Source organism: Lignipirellula cremea, from assembly GCF_056501455.1.
In genome coordinates, this window is the sequence record NZ_CM151415.1 from 3,335,242 (window position 1) to 3,356,278 (window position 21,037).

General features: G+C 65.0%; 14 protein-coding genes. 7 read left to right on the forward strand and 7 right to left on the reverse strand.

The features are described from left to right. Positions 1-151: 151 nt before the first annotated feature. Positions 152-1,666, forward strand: coding sequence for a sulfatase family protein (locus tag SH602x_RS13195; protein WP_479472753.1), 1,515 nt, complete (start codon positions 152-154; stop codon positions 1,664-1,666). Between the two features lie 158 nt (positions 1,667-1,824). On the opposite strand, the gene SH602x_RS13200 is transcribed toward SH602x_RS13195, so the two are convergent. Continuing rightward, on the reverse strand, positions 1,825-2,358 hold the full coding sequence (locus SH602x_RS13200; protein ID WP_479472754.1) for an NUDIX hydrolase: 534 nt from the start codon (positions 2,356-2,358) through the stop codon (positions 1,825-1,827). Positions 2,359-2,666: 308 nt separating this feature from the next. Here SH602x_RS13200 and SH602x_RS13205 point away from each other — a divergent pair, with 308 nt between their 5' ends. Continuing rightward, a complete protein-coding gene (locus SH602x_RS13205; RefSeq protein WP_479472755.1) occupies positions 2,667-5,522 on the forward strand; it encodes a PSD1 and planctomycete cytochrome C domain-containing protein in 2,856 nt (951 codons plus the stop codon). 2 nt (positions 5,523-5,524) lie between these two features. After that, positions 5,525-6,943 carry a DUF1501 domain-containing protein gene (locus tag SH602x_RS13210; RefSeq protein WP_479472756.1) on the forward strand — a complete coding sequence of 473 codons (1,419 nt, stop codon included), beginning with the start codon at positions 5,525-5,527 and terminating at the stop codon, positions 6,941-6,943. A gap of 10 nt (positions 6,944-6,953) precedes the next feature. Here SH602x_RS13210 and SH602x_RS13215 read toward each other — a convergent pair whose 3' ends face one another. From SH602x_RS13215 to SH602x_RS13230, 4 genes are read right to left on the reverse strand one after another with little or no spacing between them, the layout of a single operon-like run. Beyond that, positions 6,954-8,030: a sulfate/molybdate ABC transporter ATP-binding protein gene (locus SH602x_RS13215; protein ID WP_479472757.1), complete on the reverse strand. Its 1,077-nt coding sequence runs from the start codon at positions 8,028-8,030 to the stop codon at positions 6,954-6,956. 48 nt (positions 8,031-8,078) lie between these two features. Beyond that, the gene (gene cysW, locus SH602x_RS13220; protein WP_479472758.1) at positions 8,079-9,044 is read right to left on the reverse strand and encodes a sulfate ABC transporter permease subunit CysW; all 966 of its coding nucleotides are present in this window, start codon (positions 9,042-9,044) and stop codon (positions 8,079-8,081) included. Further along, positions 9,041-9,868, reverse strand: coding sequence for a sulfate ABC transporter permease subunit CysT (cysT, locus tag SH602x_RS13225; protein ID WP_479472759.1), 828 nt, complete (start codon positions 9,866-9,868; stop codon positions 9,041-9,043). The genes cysW and cysT overlap by 4 nt, the downstream gene beginning before the upstream one ends. Positions 9,869-9,907: 39 nt before the next feature. Continuing rightward, the gene (locus SH602x_RS13230; RefSeq protein WP_479472760.1) at positions 9,908-10,930 is read right to left on the reverse strand and encodes a sulfate ABC transporter substrate-binding protein; all 1,023 of its coding nucleotides are present in this window, start codon (positions 10,928-10,930) and stop codon (positions 9,908-9,910) included. A gap of 479 nt (positions 10,931-11,409) precedes the next feature. On the opposite strand from SH602x_RS13230, the gene SH602x_RS13235 reads away from it, so the two are divergent. The 3 genes from SH602x_RS13235 to SH602x_RS13245 all read left to right on the forward strand — a co-directional run bounded on the left by SH602x_RS13235 (position 11,410) and on the right by SH602x_RS13245 (position 15,074). Further along, entirely contained in the window at positions 11,410-12,990 is a 1,581-nt protein-coding gene (locus SH602x_RS13235; protein WP_479472761.1) for a sigma-54 interaction domain-containing protein, read from the forward strand. 507 nt (positions 12,991-13,497) lie between these two features. Next, positions 13,498-13,968 (forward strand): hypothetical protein, encoded by a 471-nt coding sequence (locus SH602x_RS13240; protein WP_479472762.1) that lies wholly within the window; start codon positions 13,498-13,500, stop codon positions 13,966-13,968. A gap of 101 nt (positions 13,969-14,069) precedes the next feature. Further along, positions 14,070-15,074, forward strand: coding sequence for a DUF1559 family PulG-like putative transporter (locus SH602x_RS13245; protein WP_479472763.1), 1,005 nt, complete (start codon positions 14,070-14,072; stop codon positions 15,072-15,074). Between the two features lie 102 nt (positions 15,075-15,176). Here the strand turns inward: SH602x_RS13245 and SH602x_RS13250 are convergent, their stop codons facing one another. After that, positions 15,177-15,950 (reverse strand): SDR family NAD(P)-dependent oxidoreductase, encoded by a 774-nt coding sequence (locus SH602x_RS13250; RefSeq protein WP_479472764.1) that lies wholly within the window; start codon positions 15,948-15,950, stop codon positions 15,177-15,179. Positions 15,951-16,116: 166 nt separating this feature from the next. Continuing rightward, a complete protein-coding gene (locus tag SH602x_RS13255; RefSeq protein ID WP_479472765.1) occupies positions 16,117-18,843 on the reverse strand; it encodes an HYR domain-containing protein in 2,727 nt (908 codons plus the stop codon). Between the two features lie 481 nt (positions 18,844-19,324). Here SH602x_RS13255 and rpe point away from each other — a divergent pair, with 481 nt between their 5' ends. After that, positions 19,325-21,034: a ribulose-phosphate 3-epimerase gene (rpe, locus tag SH602x_RS13260; RefSeq protein WP_479472766.1), complete on the forward strand. Its 1,710-nt coding sequence runs from the start codon at positions 19,325-19,327 to the stop codon at positions 21,032-21,034. Positions 21,035-21,037 lie beyond the last annotated feature (3 nt).

Below are 21,037 nucleotides of genomic sequence, written 5' to 3' on the forward strand. Positions count from 1 at the left end.
TCTTCGCGATAACACCGCGACGTTTCGCTAGCCGCGCCGGACGGCTCCGTTTGACCGGCAGGCGCTCAGTCGGGACAATCGGGACCGACGCTCTCGCAGGGTCTGTATACCTCGCGAGTCGGCCCGCTCCCGCCTCTTCTCGATCGGACTCATGAAGCCTCTCGCCCTGCTTCTCTTCATCGCAGCCGCCTCGCTCGGATCCGTTTCGCTCTGCCAGGCGGAGGACGCCGCGCAACCGAAGAAGCCCCGCAACGTCGTCTTCATTCTGGCGGACGATCATCGCTACGACGCGATGGGCTTTCTGGGACATCCGTTCCTGAAGACCCCCCATCTGGATCGGATGGCCAAGAGCGGCGTTCATATGAAGAACGCCTTCGTCACGACGTCGCTCTGCTCGCCCAGCCGGGCTTCGATCCTGACCGGCCAGTACATGCACAATCACCGGGTCATGGACAACAACAACCCAGCGCCGGAAGGCACGACCTACTTTCCGCAGTACCTGCAAGAGGCCGGCTACCGCACCGCCTTCATCGGCAAGTGGCACATGGGGGGCGAAGGCGACGATCCGCAGCCCGGCTTCGATCGCTGGGTCTCGTTCCGCGGCCAGGGGAACTATCTCTCGCCCGGGCCGAAGTACACGCTGAACGTCGATGGCGAACGCGTGCCGCAGAAGGGCTACATCACCGACGAACTGACCGACTACGCCATCGACTGGCTCGACGGCCTGGGCGGGGAGGAGCCCTTCTTCCTGTACCTGTCGCACAAGGCCGTGCATGCGGAGTTCGTGCCGGCGGATCGTCACAAGGCTCTCTACGCCGACGCGGAGATCCAGCTGCCGGAAGCGGCGACGGCGGAGATCACGGACCCGAACGTGCCGCTGTGGGTGAAGAACCAGCGGAACAGCTGGCACGGCGTCGACTTTCCGTACCACAGCGAACTCGACGTGGCGGAGTACTATCGCGATTACTGCCGCGCGCTGGCCGGCGTCGACGACAGCGTCGGGCGCGTGCTCGACTGGCTGGAAGCGAAGGGCCTCGCCGATGAGACGCTCGTCATCTACATGGGCGACAACGGCTTTCTCTTCGGCGAGCATGGCCTGATCGACAAGCGGAACGCGTACGAGGAATCGATGCGGGTTCCGATGCTGGTCCGCTGCCCGGAGCTCATCGGCAAGAGTAGGACCAGCGAGGCCGTCGTCGCCAACATCGACATCGCCGCCACGGTCCTCGAAGCCGCAGGCGTCGAGTCGCCCGAGCATTTCGACGGCGAGAGCTTCCTCGGCCTGCTTTCCGGGACGCGCGATCCGCAGACCTGGCGGAAGGGCCTGCTCTACGAGTACTACTGGGAGTGGAATTTCCCGCACACGCCGACGGTCCTGGCCTTCCGCGGCGAACGTTACAAGTTCATCCAGTACCTCGGCGTCTGGGACACCGACGAACTGTACGACCTGCAGACCGACCCGACCGAGTCGCGGAACCTGATCCGCGATCCGGAGCAGAAGGAGCGCGTCGTGCAGATGCGGAACGCCCTCTGGAAGGCGCTCGAAGAGACGGGCGGCATGCAGATTCCGCTCAGCCCCAAGCGCGGCGACGGCGCCAACCTCCGCAGCGCCGACGGCAGCGAAGCCGCGGAGTTCCCGGAGTATCTGCTGCGGAAGGCGAAGTAGCGATTGCGCAGTTGCCCGCGCGTCTTGTGTGCCATGCCCACATCGCCGAAGGCAGGGTGGGCATGCAAAGCGCCGGCCGAACCTAACATGCCCACGCTGCTATCGCGACGTGGGCATGGCACACAGGATTGGTCCTCGATCCCTGCCAAGGAGGATCGTTACGCCGTCGCCGAACGTGCCAGCGCCAGCCCCGCGATCGCCGGGACGCCGATCAGCTTCCCTTCTTCCATCTGCTCGTCGAACCAGCCTTCGGCGTCGTCGAGCGGGATGAGATGCACGGCGATCTTCTCGTCGCCGTGGCCGCCGCCGTTCGTCACCCGGGTCAGGCCGGTCGCGAGCAGGAAGATCATCAGTTCGTCCGTCAGACCGGGCGTCGGCGGCGAGGCGATGAGCGTCTTCCAATGCTTCGCTTCGTAGCCCGTCTCTTCCAGCAGCTCCCGCTTTGCGCCTTCCAGCGGCGACTCGTCCCGGCTCTCGGGCTGATCGCCCACGAGGCCCGCGGGCAACTCGATGACGAGCTTGCCGACCGGGGGGCGGAACTGCTCGACGAAGACCAGCTTCCGGTCGTCGGTCACCGCCGCGATCATCACCACCGCGGACGAGTTGGGCCGCGTCGCGAACTCCCATCCGTCGCGGTCGACCAGGTGAAGATGTCGACCCGCGAAGAGCGTGCGGAGGGAATCTTCAGCCATGTCAGGTCCGGAGGAGTCGGGCGGACGTCGGGTTTCACGGGCGCCGCATCATGCGCCGCGGCCTCGACAGGGTCAATCGGACTCTCGCATCTCGCGATTCGCGACTGGGGCTGCGTTTCGTCCCGGGACCGCTTTCGCTTGGCAGTCGGGCGGTCGTGCGTGTTAGAATCCTCTTGCTTCGGCTGCCCCGCGACGTCGATCTGCCTGGCTGCCGAAGACCGTTCCCCTCCTGCCTGATCTCCCGCCCGATCCATCGAGCTGAAGTCGTCGTCTGACGACGCGGTTCGTACCCTCGAAAGGACGCGTGCATGCGCTCCGTTCGACGTTCGACGCGACGCTCCTTCGCGCGGCAAGCCGCGGTAGCGATCGCCTCCCTGTTCGCGGCGCTCTCGCTGGCGACCGTCTCGTTCGCCGAGGATCCGGCCGCCGCTCCCGTGGAACTCGATGCAGCATCCGTCGAGTTCTTCGAGAAGCAGGTCCGCCCGATCCTGGTCGCACGCTGCTACGAATGCCACTCGGCGGAGGATCCCAACGGGGGACTGGCTCTCGATTCGAAAGCCGGCGTCGCCGCAGGGGGCGACACAGGCGCCTCGATCGTACCGGGCGATCCGGAGAAGAGCCGGCTGGTCGAGGCCATTCGTTACGCGAATCGCGACCTGCAGATGCCGCCGCAGAACAAGCTTCCTGACGCGGAGATCGCGACGCTGGAACAGTGGATCGCGAAGGGGGCGCCCGATCCGCGAGAGGGCGCTCCCGTCGCTGCCGAAGCGAAGTCGACGGCGATGACCGTCGCGGAGGGACGTTCCTTTCGTTCGTTCGTCCCGCCGGTCGAGCCCCCGCTGCCGAGCGTGCAGAATATCGAATGGGCCCGAACGCCGATCGACCGGTATATTCTCTCGAAGCTGGAAGAGCAGGGGCTGACCCCGGGGCCGGAAGCCGACCGACAGACGCTGATTCGCCGGCTGACCTACGATCTGACCGGTCTGCCGCCGACGTCGGAGGAAGTCGAGCGGTTCGTCGCCGACGATTCGCCCGACGCGTACGAACGTCTGGTCGATCGTCTGCTGGCTTCGCCGCGATACGGCGTGCGATGGGGGCGTAAGTGGCTCGACGTCGCGCGGTACGCCGACTCGAACGGTCTCGACGAGAACCTCGCCTTCGGCAACGCCTGGCGCTATCGCGACTACGTCGTCGATTCGTTCAACGACGACAAGCCGTACGACGAATTCCTGGTCGAACAGCTCGCCGGCGACTTGCTGCCCGAGCCGGATCACGAGGCGCTGATCGCCACGGGCTTCCTCGTGCTCGGCGCCAAGGTGCTGGCGGAGCCCGATCGGGCGAAGCTGGAGATGGACGTCATCGACGAGCAGATCGACACGGTCGGCAAAGCGTTCCTCGGCCTGACGCTCGGCTGCGCCCGCTGCCACGACCATAAGTTCGACCCCGTCCTCCAGTCCGACTACTACTCCCTCGCGGCGATCTTCAAGAGCACGAAGTCGTTCGGCGACGGCAACACCGGCGCGATCAAGCACTGGTTCGAGCGGTCGTTCGCTTCCGAAGAAGAACTCGCCGCGATCAAGGAAGTCGACGCCCGCATCGCGGAGAAGAAAGCCGCGGCTGCGTCGTTCAAGAGCGCCGCCGTCGCGAAGCTGCGCACCGACGCGCGAGCGAAGGCGGCGGAATATCTCGCCGCGGCCGCGCGGTTCGAGCCGAGCGCGTCGCTGACGGAGATCGCCCTGATCGCGGAACCGCAGGACCTGCATCCGCGGATCCTGCATCACTGCCGGCTGCATCTGGAATACGGTCGCGACGATCCGCTGTTTCGGACCTGGCATGAGTTGAAGAACGTCGGCGACGAAGCGGCCGCTGCCGCCGCGTTAGCGGACCATTACCGCCGGCTCTTCGCCGAGATCGAACCGGCGCTCGCTGTCGCGAAGCAGAAGGACCCGGCGGCGACGACCGTTCCCGACGAACGCCTGGAACGGGCGCGCCTGGCGCTGAACGACGCGGCGGGCTTTCTGGCCGTGCCTGACGCTCCGGAGTCGGCGTTCGATGCCGCGACGCTCGCGGAGTATCACCGTCTGCTGGAAGAAGCCCGCCTGGTCGAAAGCGCCGCGCCCGACGTTTCTGCCGCGATGGGCGTCGCGGAGGGAACGGTCGCGGCGGAGATTCCGATCCACATCCGCGGCAGCCACCTGAATCTCGGCGAGCCGGTTCCGCGCGGCTTTCCCGTCGTTCTGCGAAAGGAAGGCGAATCGGTCGAACTCCCGACAGGCGCCAGCGGCAGGCTGGAACTCGCACGCTGGATGGCGGGCGACGAACATCCGCTGACGTACCGCGTATTCATCAACCGCGTCTGGCGGGGACACTTCGGCGTCGGCCTGGTCGCGTCGACGGAGAACTTCGGCGCGCTGGGGGACGTTCCTTCGCATCCGGAACTGCTCGACTGGCTCGCGATCCGCTCCGTGCAGTCGGGCAAGTCGACGAAGGAACTCCACCGGCTGATCGTCACGTCGAACGTCTACCGTACGGCCTCGATTCGGCCGAACGACGACGCGGGCTTCGCGGTCGATCCGGAGAACCGCCTGCTGCGAAAGTTCCCGATGCAGCGCCTGGAAGCGGAGCAGATCCGCGACGCGATCCTGGCCGTGTCGGAGCGCCTGGACGAATCGCTCGGCGGCAAGACGATCCCGCTGAGAAACATGCAGTTCGTCTTCGATCACACGTCGATCGACCATACGAAGTACGACAGCGTCCGGCGGTCGATCTATCTGCCGATCGTGCGGAACAATGTCTACTCGCTGTTCGAGCAGTTCGACTTCCCGGACCCGGCGACGCCGACCGGTAGTCGCAACTCGACGGTCGTCGCCCCGCAGGCGCTGCTGCTGATGAACTCCGATCTTGCGATGGAGTCCGCCCAGGCGATGGCGACGCAACTGCTATCGGAGCCGGGCGACGACGCCGCGCGCATCGATCGGGCCTACCGCATCGCCTTCGCGCGAGCCGCGACCGAGCGTGAGCAAGAGCGGGCCCAGGCATTCCTCGCCGAAGCGGTTGCGATCGGGGGAGAACCAGACGCCGACGCGGAAGAGACGACGCGTCGCGCCTGGGCGCTCTTCTGCCAGAGCCTGTTCGCGGCGAACGAATTTATCTACGTGAGGTGACCATGCTGCTTCCTTCGCGAAGGGAATCTCGTCGGGACGTCCTGAAAACCGCGGCGGTCGGGTTCGGGCATCTCGCGTTCGCTTCGCTGCTGGGGCGAACGTCTGCCGCGGCGGCGACGGCTGGCGGTCCGCTCGCGGCGAAAGAACCTCATCTGGCGCCCCGTGCGAAGCGGATCGTCTTCCTGTTCATGAAGGGGGGGCCGTCGCATGTCGACACGTTCGATCCCAAGCCCCTGCTCGACAAGGAACATGGCAAGCCGTTTCCGCTCGGACTGCCGCGGGTGACGTTCGCCGCGCAGGGGAACCTGCTCAAGTCGCCTTGGAAGTTCAAGCAGTACGGCGAGAGCGGCCTGCCGGTCAGCGAGCTCTTTCCGCACGTCGCGCAGCATGTCGACCGGCTTTGCGTGCTGCGGTCGGTGCATGGCACCAACCCGGCGCATGGCGGAGCCCTGCTGAAGATGCATACGGGCAGCGACCAGTTCGTTCGCCCTAGCCTCGGCTCCTGGGTGACGTACGGCTTGGGGACGGAGAACGAGGATCTGCCCGCGTTCGTGACGATCTGCCCCACGCTCGCGCACGGCGGGGTCAACAACTGGGGCTCCGCGTTCTTGCCCGCGCATTGCCAGGGGACGCCGATCGGCAACGCCAGTCAGAAGGCGGCGAGCGCCCGGGTGCGGCACATCGAGAACCCGCACCTCGACGCGGCGACGCAGCGGCGGCAGCTCGACCTGCTCGCCGAGATGAACCGAGAGCATCTGGTCGGCGACGAAACGGACGCGGCTCTGGAAGGACGCTTGAACTCGTTCGAACTCGCCTTCCGGATGCAGAGTTCGCTTCCGGAGATTCAGGATCTGTCGCGCGAGACCGCGGACTGCCGGTCGCTCTACGGCATCGACGATCCCGTGACGGAAAATTTCGGACGCCAGTGCCTGCTCGCCCGGCGATTTCTCGAACGGGGCGTGCGGTTCGTGCAGGTGACCCACAGCGACGGCGAAGTGCAGTGGGACCAGCACGGCGATCTCTATCGCGGCCATACGAAGAACGCCGCCGAGGTCGACAAGCCGATCGCTGGCTTCCTGACGGATCTGGCCCAGCGGGGCCTTCTCGAAGATACGCTCGTCCTGTGGGGCGGAGAGTTCGGTCGCACCCCGACGGCCCAGGGAACCGACGGTCGCGACCATAATCCGCACGGCTTCACCATGTGGATGGCAGGGGGCGGCGTGAACGGGGGCTTCGCCTACGGCGCCACCGACGATTTCGGCTACTACGCCGCCGAGAACAAGATGCACGTGCACGATCTGCACGCGACGATCCTGCATCTGCTGGGACTCGATCACGAACGCCTGACGTATCGCTATGCCGGTCGCGACTTCCGCCTGACCGACGTCGCCGGCGTCGTGGCGAAGGATATTCTCGCGTAGACGCAGCGACTCAGATCGCCTCGCCGTCATGCACGAAGATGCGGGCGGACTTGGGTCGGACGTAGACGCTGTCGTTCGTACGCAGGCCCAGATCCCGCAGACGGTCGAGCGTCAGTTCCACCTGAAGCTCGTGACCGTCGGCGGTGACGGTGGAGATCTTCGCGGTCGAGCCGGCTTCATGGATGCGGGTGATCGTCGCTTCCAGCGACGGGACGCCGTTCTTGTCGCGTTCGATCTCCAGTTCGTGCGGACGCATGTAGATCGCGGCCCTCGCCTCTTCGCCGGCGTATTCGGGATAAGCCAGCGACAGGTTCGCCGCGACCGCTTCGCCCCGGCGGACGCGGCCGTGGAAGACGTTGGTCTGGCCCAGGAACTTCATGACGAATTCGCTGGCAGGCGAATGGAACACCTCCGACGGCGTACCGACCTGTTCGATCTTCGCCCGGTTCATCACGACGACACGGTCGGCGACTTCCAGCGCCTCTTCCTGGTCGTGCGTGACGAGCACCGTGGTCAAGTGAATCTCTTCGTGCAGGCGTCGCAGCCAGTCGCGAAGTCCCTTACGCACTTGGGCGTCGAGCGCGCCGAAGGGTTCGTCCAGCAGCAGAACTTTCGGCTGCACCGCCAGCGCGCGAGCGAGCGCGACGCGCTGCCGCTGACCGCCGGAGAGCTGTGACGGGAAGCGATCGCCGAAAGCGTCGAGCTGAATCAGCCGGAGCAGTTCCATCACCCGATCGTGGATCTCGGCGTTCGATGGACGGTCGCGACGAGGTCGGACGCGCAGTCCGAACGCGACGTTCTCGAAGACCGACATGTGCCGGAACAGGGCGTAGTGCTGGAACACGAATCCGACGCGGCGCTTGCCGACGGGGCTGCCCGCGACGTCGGCGTCATGCAGGCGGATCTCCGTCCTGGGATCGGGATCGGAAACCTCGAGCCCCGCGATGATCCGCAGCAGGGTCGTCTTGCCCGAACCCGACGGGCCGAGCAACGCGACCAGTTCGCCGTCTTCGATCTTCAGACTCACGTCCTCCAGAGCCCGATAGGAACCGAAGGATCGCGAGACGTGTTTGACTTCGATGCTCATGACGTTCGCCTTCTATTGTCTAGCGTCGACTGACGCTTCGTCGTTTCGTTATTCGCGAGCCAGATCGCCGGGCATGTTCAGCGGCGTCTTGCCGGGTTCGACGACGTCGTCGTCCGGCGTGTCGTTCAGCGCCTTGCGTTCCGCCCGCAGGCGATACTCGGCGACCGTCTTGAGAACCAGGGTGATCAGTCCGACGAGCGTGAGCAGCGACGCGATCGCGAAGGCCGCGGCGAACTTGCCCTCGTTGTAGAGCAGCTCCACGTAGAGCGGCATCGTGTTGGTGCGACCGCGGTTGCCCGCGACGACGGCGACGGCGCCGAACTCGCCCATCGCCCGGGCGGTGCAGAGCACGGTGCCGTAGACGAGGGCCCAGCGGATGTTGGGGAGCGTCACGCGGAAGAACGTCTGCCAGCCGCTGGCGCCGAGAACGATCGCAGCCTCTTCCTCTTCGCTTCCCTGCTCCTGCATCAGCGGGATCAGCTCCCGCGCGACGAACGGGAACGTCACGAACAGCGTCGCCAGGATCACGCCCGGCATGGCGAAGATGACGTCGAAGCCGACGGCGCTGAGCGACTCGCCGAACCAGCCGCGAACGCCGAAGACCAGCACGAACACGAGGCCGGCGATGACCGGCGAGACCGCGAACGGCAGGTCGATCAGCGTGATGAGGAAGCTCTTGCCGCGGAATTCGAACTTGGCGATCGCCCAGGCGGCGCACAGGCCGAACGCGACGTTGGTCGGTACGCAGATAGCGGTCGCGATCAGCGTCATCCGCATCGCGGCCAGCGCCTCGGGATGGACGAGACTCGCGAAGTAAACGCCCGCCCCGCGGCGGAACGCCTCGAAGAAGATGGCGCCGAGCGGCAGAAACAGGAACAGACCGAGAAACGTCAGCGTTCCCAGGACCAGCGCGATCTTCGCGATCAGCGGATCATCCGTCGCGGAGCGCACGGGCGCGACGCGGCGGACCTTCGGAGCGGGAAGCAGCGGCGAATCGGAGGCGACGGCGCTCATGCGATGCCTCGCTGCCGGGCGCCGAAGCGCCACTGCAAGGCGTTGACGAACAGGAGAATGGCGAACGACGCCAGCAGCGTCACCAGCGCGATCGCTGTTGCGCCCGCGGTGTCGTACTCGTCGAGCTTCATGACGATCAGGTTGGAGACCACTTCCGTTCGCATCGGAATGTTGGCGGAGATGAAGACGATCGAACCGTACTCGCCGATGGCCCGCGCGAAGGAGAGCGAGAAGCCGGTCAGGATCGCCGGGATCAGAGCCGGTACGATGACCTTGCGAAACGCGGCCAGTCGCGTCGCGCCGAGGCTGGCGGCGGCTTCTTCGCTCTCGCGTTCAAGCTCTTCGATCGCCGGCTGCAGCGTCCGGATCACGAACGGCAACCCGATGAAGACCAGCGCGATCGTGACGCCGAGCTGCGAGTACGCCGACTCGATGCCGAGCGGATAGAGAAACTGACCGATGACGCCGTTCTGCGAGTAGACCGTGGCGAGCGCGATGCCCGAGACGGCGGTCGGAATCGCGAAGGGGAGGTCGATCGCGGCGTCGAAGAACGTGCTCCCCCAGAATCGGTAGCGGACCAGCGTCCAGGCGACGATCAGGCCGAAGACCGTGTTCACGATCGCCGCGATCAGCGACGCGCCGAACGTCAGGCGATAGGCTGCCGCGGCGCGAGGGCTGCTGACGATGGCCCAGAATTCGGAGAAGTTCAGCTCCGCGCTTTTGACCGCCAGGGCGGACAGCGGTATCAGGACCAGCAGCGCCAGGTAGACCAGCGTGAACCCGAGGGTCACGCCGAATCCTGGCAGGATGGTGTTTTTCTTCATGACGACGTTCCTTTCGCTTCGCGATCCGAAGCCTGGCGTTCAGCTACGGGACGCGAACAGCGAGTCGAACACGCCACCTTCGTCGAAGTGCTTCTTCTGGGCTTCCTGCCAGCCGCCGAAGAGCTCGTCGATCGTGAAGAGTTCGACCTCCGGGAAGCGGGCGAGGTCGGCTTCGTCTGCATGTTCAGGCGAGACGGGGCGGAAGTAGTGCTTCGCGATGATCCGCTGCCCCTCGGGCGTGTAGAGATGTTCGAGGTAAGCCTGCGAGACTTCGAGCGTCCCGTGCTTCTCAGCGTTTTTGGTGACGACCGTGACGGGAGGTTGAGCCAGGATGCTTCGGGGCGGCACGACGATTTCGAGCCCTTCGCCGCCGAGTTCTTCGATCGCGAGGAAAGCCTCGTTCTCCCACGTGAGAAGGACGTCGCCGATGCCGCGCTGCACGAAGGTCGTCGTCGATCCCCGGGCGCCCGTGTCGAGCACCGGCACGTTCGCGATCATCTTGCCGACGAACTCCTTCGCCGCGATTTCGTCGCCTCCCTTCTTCAGCACGTCGCCCCATGCGGCGAGGTAGATCCAGCGGGCGCCGCCTGAGGACTTCGGATTGGGCATGATGACCTCGACGTCATCGCGAACGAGGTCATTCCAATCCTTGACGTTCTCCGGATTCCCTTTCCGCACGAGAAAGACGATCGTCGAGGTGTAAGGCGAGCTGTCGTGAGGCAGCTTGCTCTGCCAGTCCGACTCGATGAGGCCCGTCTTCTCGCCGATGGCGTCGATGTCGTACGACAGGGCAAGCGTCACGACGTCCGCTTCCAGTCCGTCGATGACCGCCCGGGCCTGCTTGCCCGCTCCGCCGTGCGACTGTTCGATCTCGACGTCCAGCCCCGTCTTCGCCTTCCAGGCCGCGCGGAAGGACTCGTTGAAGTCGTCGTACAGTTCGCGCGTCGGATCGTAGGAGACGTTCAGGATCTGAACCGAACCCTCTCCGCCCGAACCGTCGCATCCGACCAGGACGAGCGAGGCGACGAGAAGGAAGGAAACGACTGCGAAACGTGCGACCATGGCCTCTGCCGTTCTCGATTCTGCGACTGCGAGCGGGGTCAGACGCAGAAGGAGCGTCGGAGCGACTCGATGGCGAGCACCGTCCTTCGCTAACGACGTGCCGGTCGAGAATTTCCGCTGATTCCGAACTGAGAGCCGCGAATTTCCGTCCTTCCGCCGCTGCCGGCCATCAGGAAGTGTTCGATAATCACGGGATGCCGTGATATAGTACGGTTTCCTGTGTGGTGTTCTGGCCGGGTTTCCACGTGGCGGTCCGTCATGGCTATCCAGGTTCGCAAAAACGTCTGCCTCGTTCACGAACGCACACGCGTTTCCCTCTCGTTGCAGGATGTGGCACGCCGTTTGACTGGGGACGACGCTGGCAGCGCTGGACGCGGACTCTCCGCGAAGGATGGCGCTGACCCGAGCGTTCGGAGCGGATGGCCGTGCTTTCTTCCAGCGATCCCCGTGAATCTGTCCGCCCCCACGCGAAATCGCATATGGACCCGCAGCGCTCTCGGCAGGCCCTCTTAAGCGTCTGGCGAGAGGCGTGCCGGCATATCGAGATCGCCGAGGCGTCGGAAACGATCGCCGGCATGCTCGCGGACTTCCTCCCGCTCGAGCGATTGTTCGTCCGCGCGTTCGACGCTGAGCATGGAGATCTCCTTACCGTCGCCGTCGCGCCGGCGGAAACGGATCGAGCGCTGGGCGAGGAGCGCCGGCATTTCGAAGGCGAAGACCTGCGGCAGACGCGGCGATGGTGCGTGAGCGATCGCCTGCTTCGACGGGGTAAGCGACTGACGGGGACGCTCGGGCTGCTGCTGCCGCATGAACTGGAGAACGACCTGATCGCGGTGCCCCTGTCCGTGCGGGACGAACCGCTCGGCGCGCTGATCCTGGTCGCCGGTCGCGGTCGCGAGTTCGACGATGATCACGCCGAAATGGCGGCTGCGCTACGGGAACCCTTCTCCGTCGCGCTCGACAACGATCGGCGCCTGCACGAGGTGACGCGGCTGCGCGAAGCGGCGGTCGCCGAAAGCAAAGCCCTCCTGCGCCGCTTGGGGCGGACCGACGTCAGCGACGTCGTCGTCGGCGAACAGTCGGGTCTGCGGCACGTGATGGAACGAGTCAATCTCGTCACCAGTTCCGACGTGCCGGTGCTGATCCTCGGCGAGACAGGCACCGGCAAGGAAGTCGTCGCGCGAGCGATTCACAACCGCGGGCCTCGCCGGGAAGGACCCTTCATTCGCGTGAACTGCGGCGCCATTCCTTCCGAACTGATCGACTCGCAACTCTTCGGACACGAGAAAGGAAGCTTCACCGGCGCCGACGCCGCCCGGGAAGGCTGGTTCGAACGAGCGCACGGCGGAACGCTGTTTCTGGACGAGATCGGCGAGTTGCCGCTCGACGCGCAGGTTCGCTTTCTCCGCGTGCTGCAGGACGGCTTCGTGGAACGCGTCGGCGGAGTCAAGCCGATCCATGTCGATGTCCGCATCGTCGCCGCCACCCATCGCGACCTGGCGACGATGGTGCGGGAAAGGACGTTCCGCGAAGACCTGTGGTATCGCGTCGCGGTTTTTCCCGTGCTGCTTCCTCCGCTTCGCGAGCGGAAGGACGATATCGACGAGTTCGCGCGGCATCTGGCCGAGCGGGCCGCCGTGCGATTCGGACTGCCCCACGTTCCGCCGACGTCTGCGGATATTCACGTCCTGCGATCGTACGACTGGCCCGGCAACATTCGCGAACTGGGCGCGGTCATCGACCGGGCGGCGATTCTGGGGAACGGCATGAGCCTGGAGGTCGCCAAGGCGCTCGGCATCGGCGACGACCACCGTCTGGACGCCAGTCGCCGTCCGACTCCCGAGGCCGCCCCTGCGATGGCTTCGTCGCCCACGGATCGTTCGACCTTTCCGACCCTCGACGAAGCGATGCGGCGACATATCGAATCGGCGCTCGCGCTCACGCGAGGCAAGATCGAAGGGCGTCGCGGCGCGGCCGATCTGCTTAAGATCAATCCGCATACGCTGCGGGCCAGGATGCGGCGCCTGAAGATCGACTGGGGCGTCTACCGCGAGATGTAGACCGCACCGGTCCTGCAACTAACGAGATCTCCGCCTGCTCTGCCCGCCCCTGCGCCCCACTCGCAGGGGCGGTTTCGTTTCGTCTTCAGCGTTCGCGGAGGTCACGGGATCGTTCCCCTGCCGATCCGCTGGCCGAAAGGTCGTATCGGCTACCGTCTTGCGCGTTTTTCCGCGCAGCGGCGCAGGGCTTGTAAGTATGCAGCCGGGATTCCTGAAGCATGGCAAAGTCCGACTAAGCGGACCGTCTTACTAGAAGGCCAGCACATAGCACAGCTCTCAATCTCATGTCATGGCCGGTAAGGAAGGAAAAGAGAGTGCGGTCTGCGGAATCGGCCCGAGGCGAAAAATAAAAGAATTCATAATTGTATGCGGGATATAGAGTTACGCGATTTTTCGCATCGAAAATCACCTGGCCGATGCAGATCCGGCGCCGCCGCTGCTTTAGTGGGTGCCAGACGACCGCCGAGGGTTCCGGCGGAGTCTCAGTCCCACCTCCCGAGGCATCGCATGGTCGCGCTTCCTGAAAGCGTCGTTCGCTCGATCCGTCGTTCCGTACACCTTGCGGCGTTCGGAGGCGCGGCCCTAGCGGGCGCTCTGTTCGTCGGATGCGACTCGGGATTCGTCGCTCCCGTCGAGACGTTCAAGACCGCCGGCAAGGCGACGTTCAAGGGCCAGCCGATCGAGGGAGCGACCCTGATCCTGCACCGCCAGGGCGAGCCGCTGGTCGACGTTCCCGCCCCTTCGGCACGGGTCAACGCGGACGGCTCATTCGCGACGACCACGTTCGCGGCGGAAGACGGCGCCCCGGCAGGCGAGTACGTCGCCACCGTCGAGTGGCGCAAGCAGGTGCAGATCCGAGGCGACTGGTCGCACGGGCCGAACCTGCTGCCGGCGGCTTACGCCGATCCGGGCAAGTCGCCTCTGAAGATCACGATCGCGGAAGGGGAGAACGTCCTGCCGCCGATCGAGATCCGCTGAACCTCCGGCCCCCCGAACGCTTCCTCTCGCATCGTCATCGACGGACGAGCGAGTCCCGCATAACTGTCCGTACTATCCGCATTCGTCCGAAGGGAAATCGCATGTCCATCCGTTACGTTCGCAGACCTGGTTTCACGCTGGTGGAACTGCTCGTGGTGATCGCCATCATTGGCGTCCTGGTGGCGCTCCTTCTGCCTGCGGTGCAGGCCGCTCGCGAAGCGGCGAATCGGTCGAGCTGCTCGAACAACCTGAAGCAGCTCGCGCTCGGCGCCCACAACTTCAACGACACGTACAAGAAACTTCCCTCCAGCGTTCGCCCCGCCGGCGTGACGCCGCTGCCGCGCATCGCAGGCCTGACGTTCATCCTTCCGTTCATCGAGCAGGGTCCGTCGTACGACCGATACGACCAGACGGTGAACTGGAGCCATGCCAACAACCTGCCGGTGACGAGCAAGCGGATCGCTCCGTATCAGTGCCCTTCGTCGCCGGAGCCGTCGCGTCTCGACGGCGACCCGCAGCCCCCTTCGACCTGGTCGCCGATCGTCGCGGTTTCTGACTACGCGGCGACCGTGGGCGTCTCTCCCTACGAGATCGCCGCCGGAACGCCCGGACCGTCCGTCGATCTGAAGGCGCTGGGTCTGATTGACGAAGCGGGCCTCGGCGCCCTGCCGAAGTTCGGCGATCCGCGGCTGGCGGACATCACCGACGGTCTGTCGAACACGATCCTCTACACCGAATCGGCGGGGCGCCCGAACGTCTATCGCGTCGGCAAGAAGCTGACCACGCCGACGGGCGCCCGGACGAACGCCGGCGGCTGGTCGCGTCCGGCGAGCGACATCAGCATCGAAGGTTCGACCGTCGACGGCGTCTCGACCCCCGGGCCGTGCGCGATCAACTGCACCAACGGCGTCGAGATCAGCGGATCGAGCTTCCCCTATCCGGTCTACGGCTCGGAAGGGACTTCCGAGCCCTACGCCTTCCATCCGGGCGTCGCGAACTTCGCGCTGGCCGACGGATCGGTCCGCTCGCTCTCCAAGACGATCAACATTCGGGAATTCGCCCGGCTGGTGACCCGCAGCGGCGGCGAAGTTTCGCCCGGTCCGTGATCTTTTTCGAGGCCGGCGGAAGGACGCTTTCGCTACCTTCACGCGCCGTCGCGAGTCGATCTCGCGGCGGCGCTTTCGTTGCGGCGTAGTGGCCGATCAGCGCTACCGCGCGGTCCAGCCGCCGTCGACGACGAGCATGCTGCCGGTGGTGTAGCTCGACGCTTCGCTGGCGAGGTAGAGGGCGGATCCCTGGATCTCGCGAAGTTCGCCCCAGCGTCCGAGCGCGGTGGCGCCGACGATGAACTTCTTTCCTTCTTCCGTCTCGGCGATGGGCGTGTTCATGTCGGTCAGGAAGGGGCCGGGGCAGATGGCGTTGACCGTGATGCCGGTTCCGGCGAGTTCGAGCGCCAGCGCCCGCGTCATCTGCACGACGGCGCCCTTGCTCGAAGCGTAGGGCGTGCGGTTGGCGAGTCCGACGAGGCCGAGCGCGCTGGCGAGGTTGACGATGCGACCCCACCCGTGACGCTTCATCAGCGGAACGGCGGCCCGACTGCAGAGCCACGAGCCGGTGACGTTGATCGCCATCACCTTTTCGAAATCCGCCAGCGAAAGATCGCCGATCGCGCCGCGGATATTGATGCCCGCGCTGTTGAGCAGAATGTCGGTCCGACCGAACTCGCCGTCGATCGCCTCGAACAGCGTGGCGACCTGGGCCTCGTTCGCGACGTCCGCCGCGAAGCCGCGAGCACGCACGCCGAATTCGGCGGCGATGGCGCCGGCAGCGGCGGACGCCTCTTCCAGGTTGCGACTGACCAGCAGCACGTCGGCGCCGGCGGACGCGAGACCCTCAGCCATCGTGCGGCCGAGCCCCTTGGAACCGCCTGTCACGACGGCGACGCGTCCGTCGAGCCGGAACTGATCGAGTACGTTCGCCATACGGAACCTTCGCCGGAAGAGCGCGAGAAGAGGAAAGGGCCAGTCTACCGGACACGCTGCGGAAGGGCTCTTCAGCAGCGGTATCGCCAGATCCACGAAAAACGGGCGGCAGCCGATGTCGACTGCCGCCCCTGTTCAAAACTCATCGTCGGTCGGACGATCGGACTCAGTCGTCCAGGTCAGCCTGGCCGTAGTACTCCGCCGCAGCGGCATGGTAGTAGCCGTCGCTGGCGCCGCTGCCGAGGTAGGCGTACACCGCGGCGTTGGAGCTGAAGTAGACCTGGTAGTTCCGCAGCGACAGGTAGACGCCCGTCTGCGAGCCGAGCTTGCCGTCGCGATAACGGACCTGATTCGCGGCCTGATCGTAGACCTTCGCGTACTCGGCGAAAGCTGCCGCGTAGACGAGCGCGTCGCTCGACGGGTTCTGCGTGGCGTAGGCACCGAGCGTCGAGACGCTGGCGTCGACGTACGGAGTCACGTACCCGCTGAACGGTCGCGTGTCAGCGACGAGCTTCTGATCGAACGAGACGATCACGGTCACAGTGTCCGTCGACTTGGCGCCGACTTCGTCCGTCACGACCACGCGGGCAACCGTCCTGCCGACCGGGAACTTCCCGATCGGACGAACCGACGTCCGATTGCTGAAGTTGACGCCGTTCGCGGTCCACGAGAAGGTCAGCTTATGGCCGTCCTCGTCGAACGAATCGCGACCGTCCAGACGGACGCGGGCGCCCGACTTCGAGGTGGCGTCGACGCGGATGAGCGACCCTGCGTCAGCCTCCGGAGCGACGTTCTTCACCAGAACGACCTGCGTTCGCACGGCGAAGTTGCCTGCCGCATCGGTAGCGGTCCAGTTGACCTGCGTGCTTCCGACCGGGAAGCGCCGGGGCGCGTCGTTCGTCAGGGATACGACTTCGACGTTGTCGGTGACGGTCGGTTCGTCGAGTTCAAACTTCGCGAAGACGCTGCCCTGATCGACCGAGGTGACGATCCTCGGCGTGGCGCCGATTTGGGGCGATTCGCGATCTTCGACGGTCACCGTCTGGGTCGCCGTCGTGACGTTGCCCGAGGCGTCGGTCGCGGTCCAGGTGACGATCGTGTTACCGAGAGGGAACTGGGCCGGCGCGTCGTTGGCGAGCGTCGAATCGCCGTCGAAGGCGTCGACGACCGTCGGTTCGGTCAGGACCACGCCGGTGGCGAAGTCCTGGCCGGGGTCGGTCGGAACGACGACGTTCGCCGCGACGACGACGACCGGTCCGACCGCGTCGCTGACGCTGACGGTGGTGTTCGCGCTGACGGTGTTCGAAGGATCGCTCACCTCGACCGAGACGTCGCTGGAACCGAGCGGGAAGTCGAACGTGAATTCGACGTTGCTGCCCGTGGTGACGCCGGCGACGGACTGTTCGACGACGCCGTCGACCTTCCATTCGACCAGCAGCGGATCGGAATCCGGATCCTGGACGATCGTGAACAGGGTGACGCGGTTGAAGCCTTGGCCCGGTTCGACCGTCTTGACGCCGATCGGATCGACGGTCGGCAGGCCCGAACTATCGTCCGTGACGTCGACGCGAATCTTGACTTCGAGCGATTCGGCCTGGAACGTCGTCGGGACGAGCGTGAGCGTCAGGAAGTAATCCTTCTCCAGATTGAAGTCGAACGGCGTGGCCGGGTCCTGACCGAAAACCGGGTTCTGCGACGTCTGGAAGAGGACGGCGCCCGGTCCGCCGACCGGGAAGTTCTCTTCGAGCTTCCGCGGCACGGGCTGCCCGAAGAGCGGGTTGCCGATGTCGGTGTCGAAGATCAGGTCGTAATCGTCGAGCGTCTTGCCTTCATAAACGCCGGTCGCGTTGCGGAGGTCGGCATGGATCTCGTAGTTCCACGAGGCCCGGTTCGTCGCGACCGGGATGTTCTGATCGAAGCCGACGTCCGCAAGGTAAACGCCGATTTCGCTGTCGCGATAGGTCGGCGTCGCATTCGGAACCGAGCGCCGCTTCGACGCGCGAAGACCGATCTGCACGCCGCTCTTCTGCTCGACCACGAAGTTGCCGTTGACCTGTCCGCCGCCCAAGATCGGGTAGATACCGTTGGCGGGATCAGCCGCCGTGGACGAGTTCCATTCGGAGACGTCGACGAAGTAGCCTTTGAAATCGGGCTGCGGAGCGTTCTGCTTGCGGGACTCGTCGAAGAAGAGCTTGTCGCCGAAGCCGTTCTGAGCGAACCAACCGTAGCGGTTTCCGCCGACGGTGACGCCGATAACGTCGGTAGGTTGGCTGAGCGTCCACGAGGCGACTTCCGCGCCGAGAGAGTCCATGATCGCCAGGCGGACCGTCAGGACGTCAGCGTCCGTTTTGCGGAACTCGTGCTTGAACGTGTACCAGCCAGCCGCCGAAATCGCGATCGGGTTTTGAGCAGGATTTCGCGGGTTCACGAACGCGTTGTTGCTGGCGGTCACAATGAAGCGATTCGTGTTCGCTCCCGGTCCGTCGGCGTCGTTGTAGAAGCCGATATTGAATACGAAGTCCCTGCGAAACATGTTCTGCGGCGTGTTGACCGCAACGGTGTAATCCAGTTCCGCCTCGTTGGCGAAGCCCGCGCTCGGATTCAGGTAGACGTCGACCGAGGTGTCGAAGCCGTGACTCGGGAAGGCGGCGTTGTAGCCTCCGAGCCGAGTAAAGGTCATCGGGGCGCCGGGGGTCGGCGTGCCGTAGAACGCGCCCGCGGAGGCGGCGACGCCGTTCGTGCCCGTGGCGACGCGATCGGCGCCGACCCAAGTCGTCGGGTCCTCTTCGAACCCGTCGAAATAGGTCTGTGCGGACGCGGTCGACGCGGTGGCGGCGATCGCGAACGCAGCGCAGGCCAAAGCCTTCTGCGCGAACTTCTCAAACAACTTCATTCAATCACTCCGAAACCGAGGGGGAATGGACGGCGGGCGTCGTCGAGGCGGGGCCGTACAGGAAGGCAGGCCGTACACAAAGCTTGTGCGGCAGAGTTCGCCTTCGCGGCAAAAGCGACCCGAGTGGCACAAAGTACCTATAAAGCCTTTCGTCTACAAGATTTTTATGCCTGATCCGTTCCTTGCAATGCGTCTTAAGTGCATTTAAGCAAACACGTTATGGACATTGAGAATATATGTACAAAATAGTGAACGTCGATGTAATTGGTCGTCGCCTATGTATCGAAATATTCATATTCCTATGAAAGACGAAATCGTTGACCCCCCATAGGTGGCTAATTCGTCGCTGATTGCTCCCGACGGCTGCCTCCGCTAATCTTTTCGCTCGTCGCAGAGGCGTGAAAGCGTGAGCTCGGCGACGTTTAGGGCGAGCGTATGCAGAGTTCGACCGGTCGAGGATCCAACGGGGGCGGAGCAGCGAATGACGGAACCGGTGAAGTTGCGGCTGGGCGTCAAAACCGACCCGATCGAGTACCGCTATTCGCACGAATGGCTCTTCCGACTGATGGCGGAAGAGGGCGTTCATTACGTCCAGCTCGGGACGCATTTCGAGCTCTACCAGTTCCCTGACGAGTTCTTCCTGGAATTGCGTCAACAGGCCGCCGACGCCGGCGTCACGATCGACAGCACGTTCACGGCACACCGCGAGTTGGGAGGCTTCTTCCGCGAAGAGCCGGGCTACGAATCGGTCGCGCGCAAGAACTTCGAGCGCTACATCCAGATCGGCGGGCTGCTCGGCGCGAAGAGCGTCGGCAGCAACCCGGGCGCGGTCCTCCGCGATCGCATGGGCTACAAGGCGGCGGGGACGGCCTGCTACGTCCGGCACATGAAGGAGCTGCTGCACTGGGCGAAGGAGTGCGGCGTCGACTGGCTTACCATCGAGCCGATGTCCTGCCTGGCCGAGCCGCCGACGTTGCCCGAAGAGATCCAGGCGATGGCGGACGAGCTGACGGACTACGTCGATTCGCAGGCCGGCGTCGCGGCGAGGATCGGATTCTGCACCGATATCGCGCATGGGTACCTCGACCGGCAGGAACACGTGATCCACGATCACTTCGCCCTGTTCGACGCGACGATCCCGTGGCTGTACGAGGTGCATCTCAAGAACACCGACGCCAAGTACAACTCCACGTTCGGCTTCACCGACGCGGAACGTTCCCGCGGCATCATCGACGTCGGCGCCTTCCGTCAGCGGATCCTCAAGGCGTCCGATCGCCTGCCGGTGAAGGAGCTCGCCGGCTACCTGGAGATCGGCGGCCCGAAGCTGGGCCGGGACTACAGCGACGGGAAGCTGGAAGATTCGCTCCGCGAGTCCCTGCGGTATCTGAAGAGGGCCTTCCTCGAAGCGAACGACGACGCGGCGGAAGAGGATGCCTCGGCGCCCTCGGTCGTATCGTTCCGCGAGGCGAGCGAGGCCGTTCAGCGCGAAAAGGACGAGATCTCGCACCACACCGTGCTGGTGTCGCCGTCGATGATGTGCGTCGACCCGCTGAACTTCGAAGCCGCGCTGCGGCGAGTCGAAGCGGCGGGCGTCGACATGCTCCACCTGGACGTGATGGACGGGCACTTCGTCCCGAACATGCCGATGGGGCTCGGCGTGGTCGAGGCGCTGCGAGCGAAGACGTCGCTGCCGCTCGACGTCCACCTGATGGTCGAGGACAACGACTTCTATATCGAGCTGCTATCGAAGATGGGTGTCGATCGGATCTCCGTACATGTCGAATCGTGCGTTCATCTCGATCGGACGCTCGCCCGGATTCGCGAGATCGGCGCCCAGGCCGGCGCGGCGCTCAATCCGGGAACGTCGCTCGAGTCGATCGAGTACGTGCTGGAACGCCTCGACTACGTCCTGGTGATGACGGTGAACCCGGGCTACGCGGGGCAGAAGATGACGCCCGCGTCGATCCGCAAGATCGCGGACTGCCGGGAGTTTCTCGCGATGGGGGGCTACTCCTCGCTGCCGATCCAGGTCGACGGCAACGTCAGCTTCGAGACGATCCCCGACATGGTCGCCGCGGGAGCGACGAACCTGGTCGCCGGCACGAGCTCCATCTTCCGCCGGGGCGGGTCCGTCGCGGAGAATATGACCCAGGTTCGCGCCGCGATCGACCGCGGACTGGCCCTCGTCTGAAAA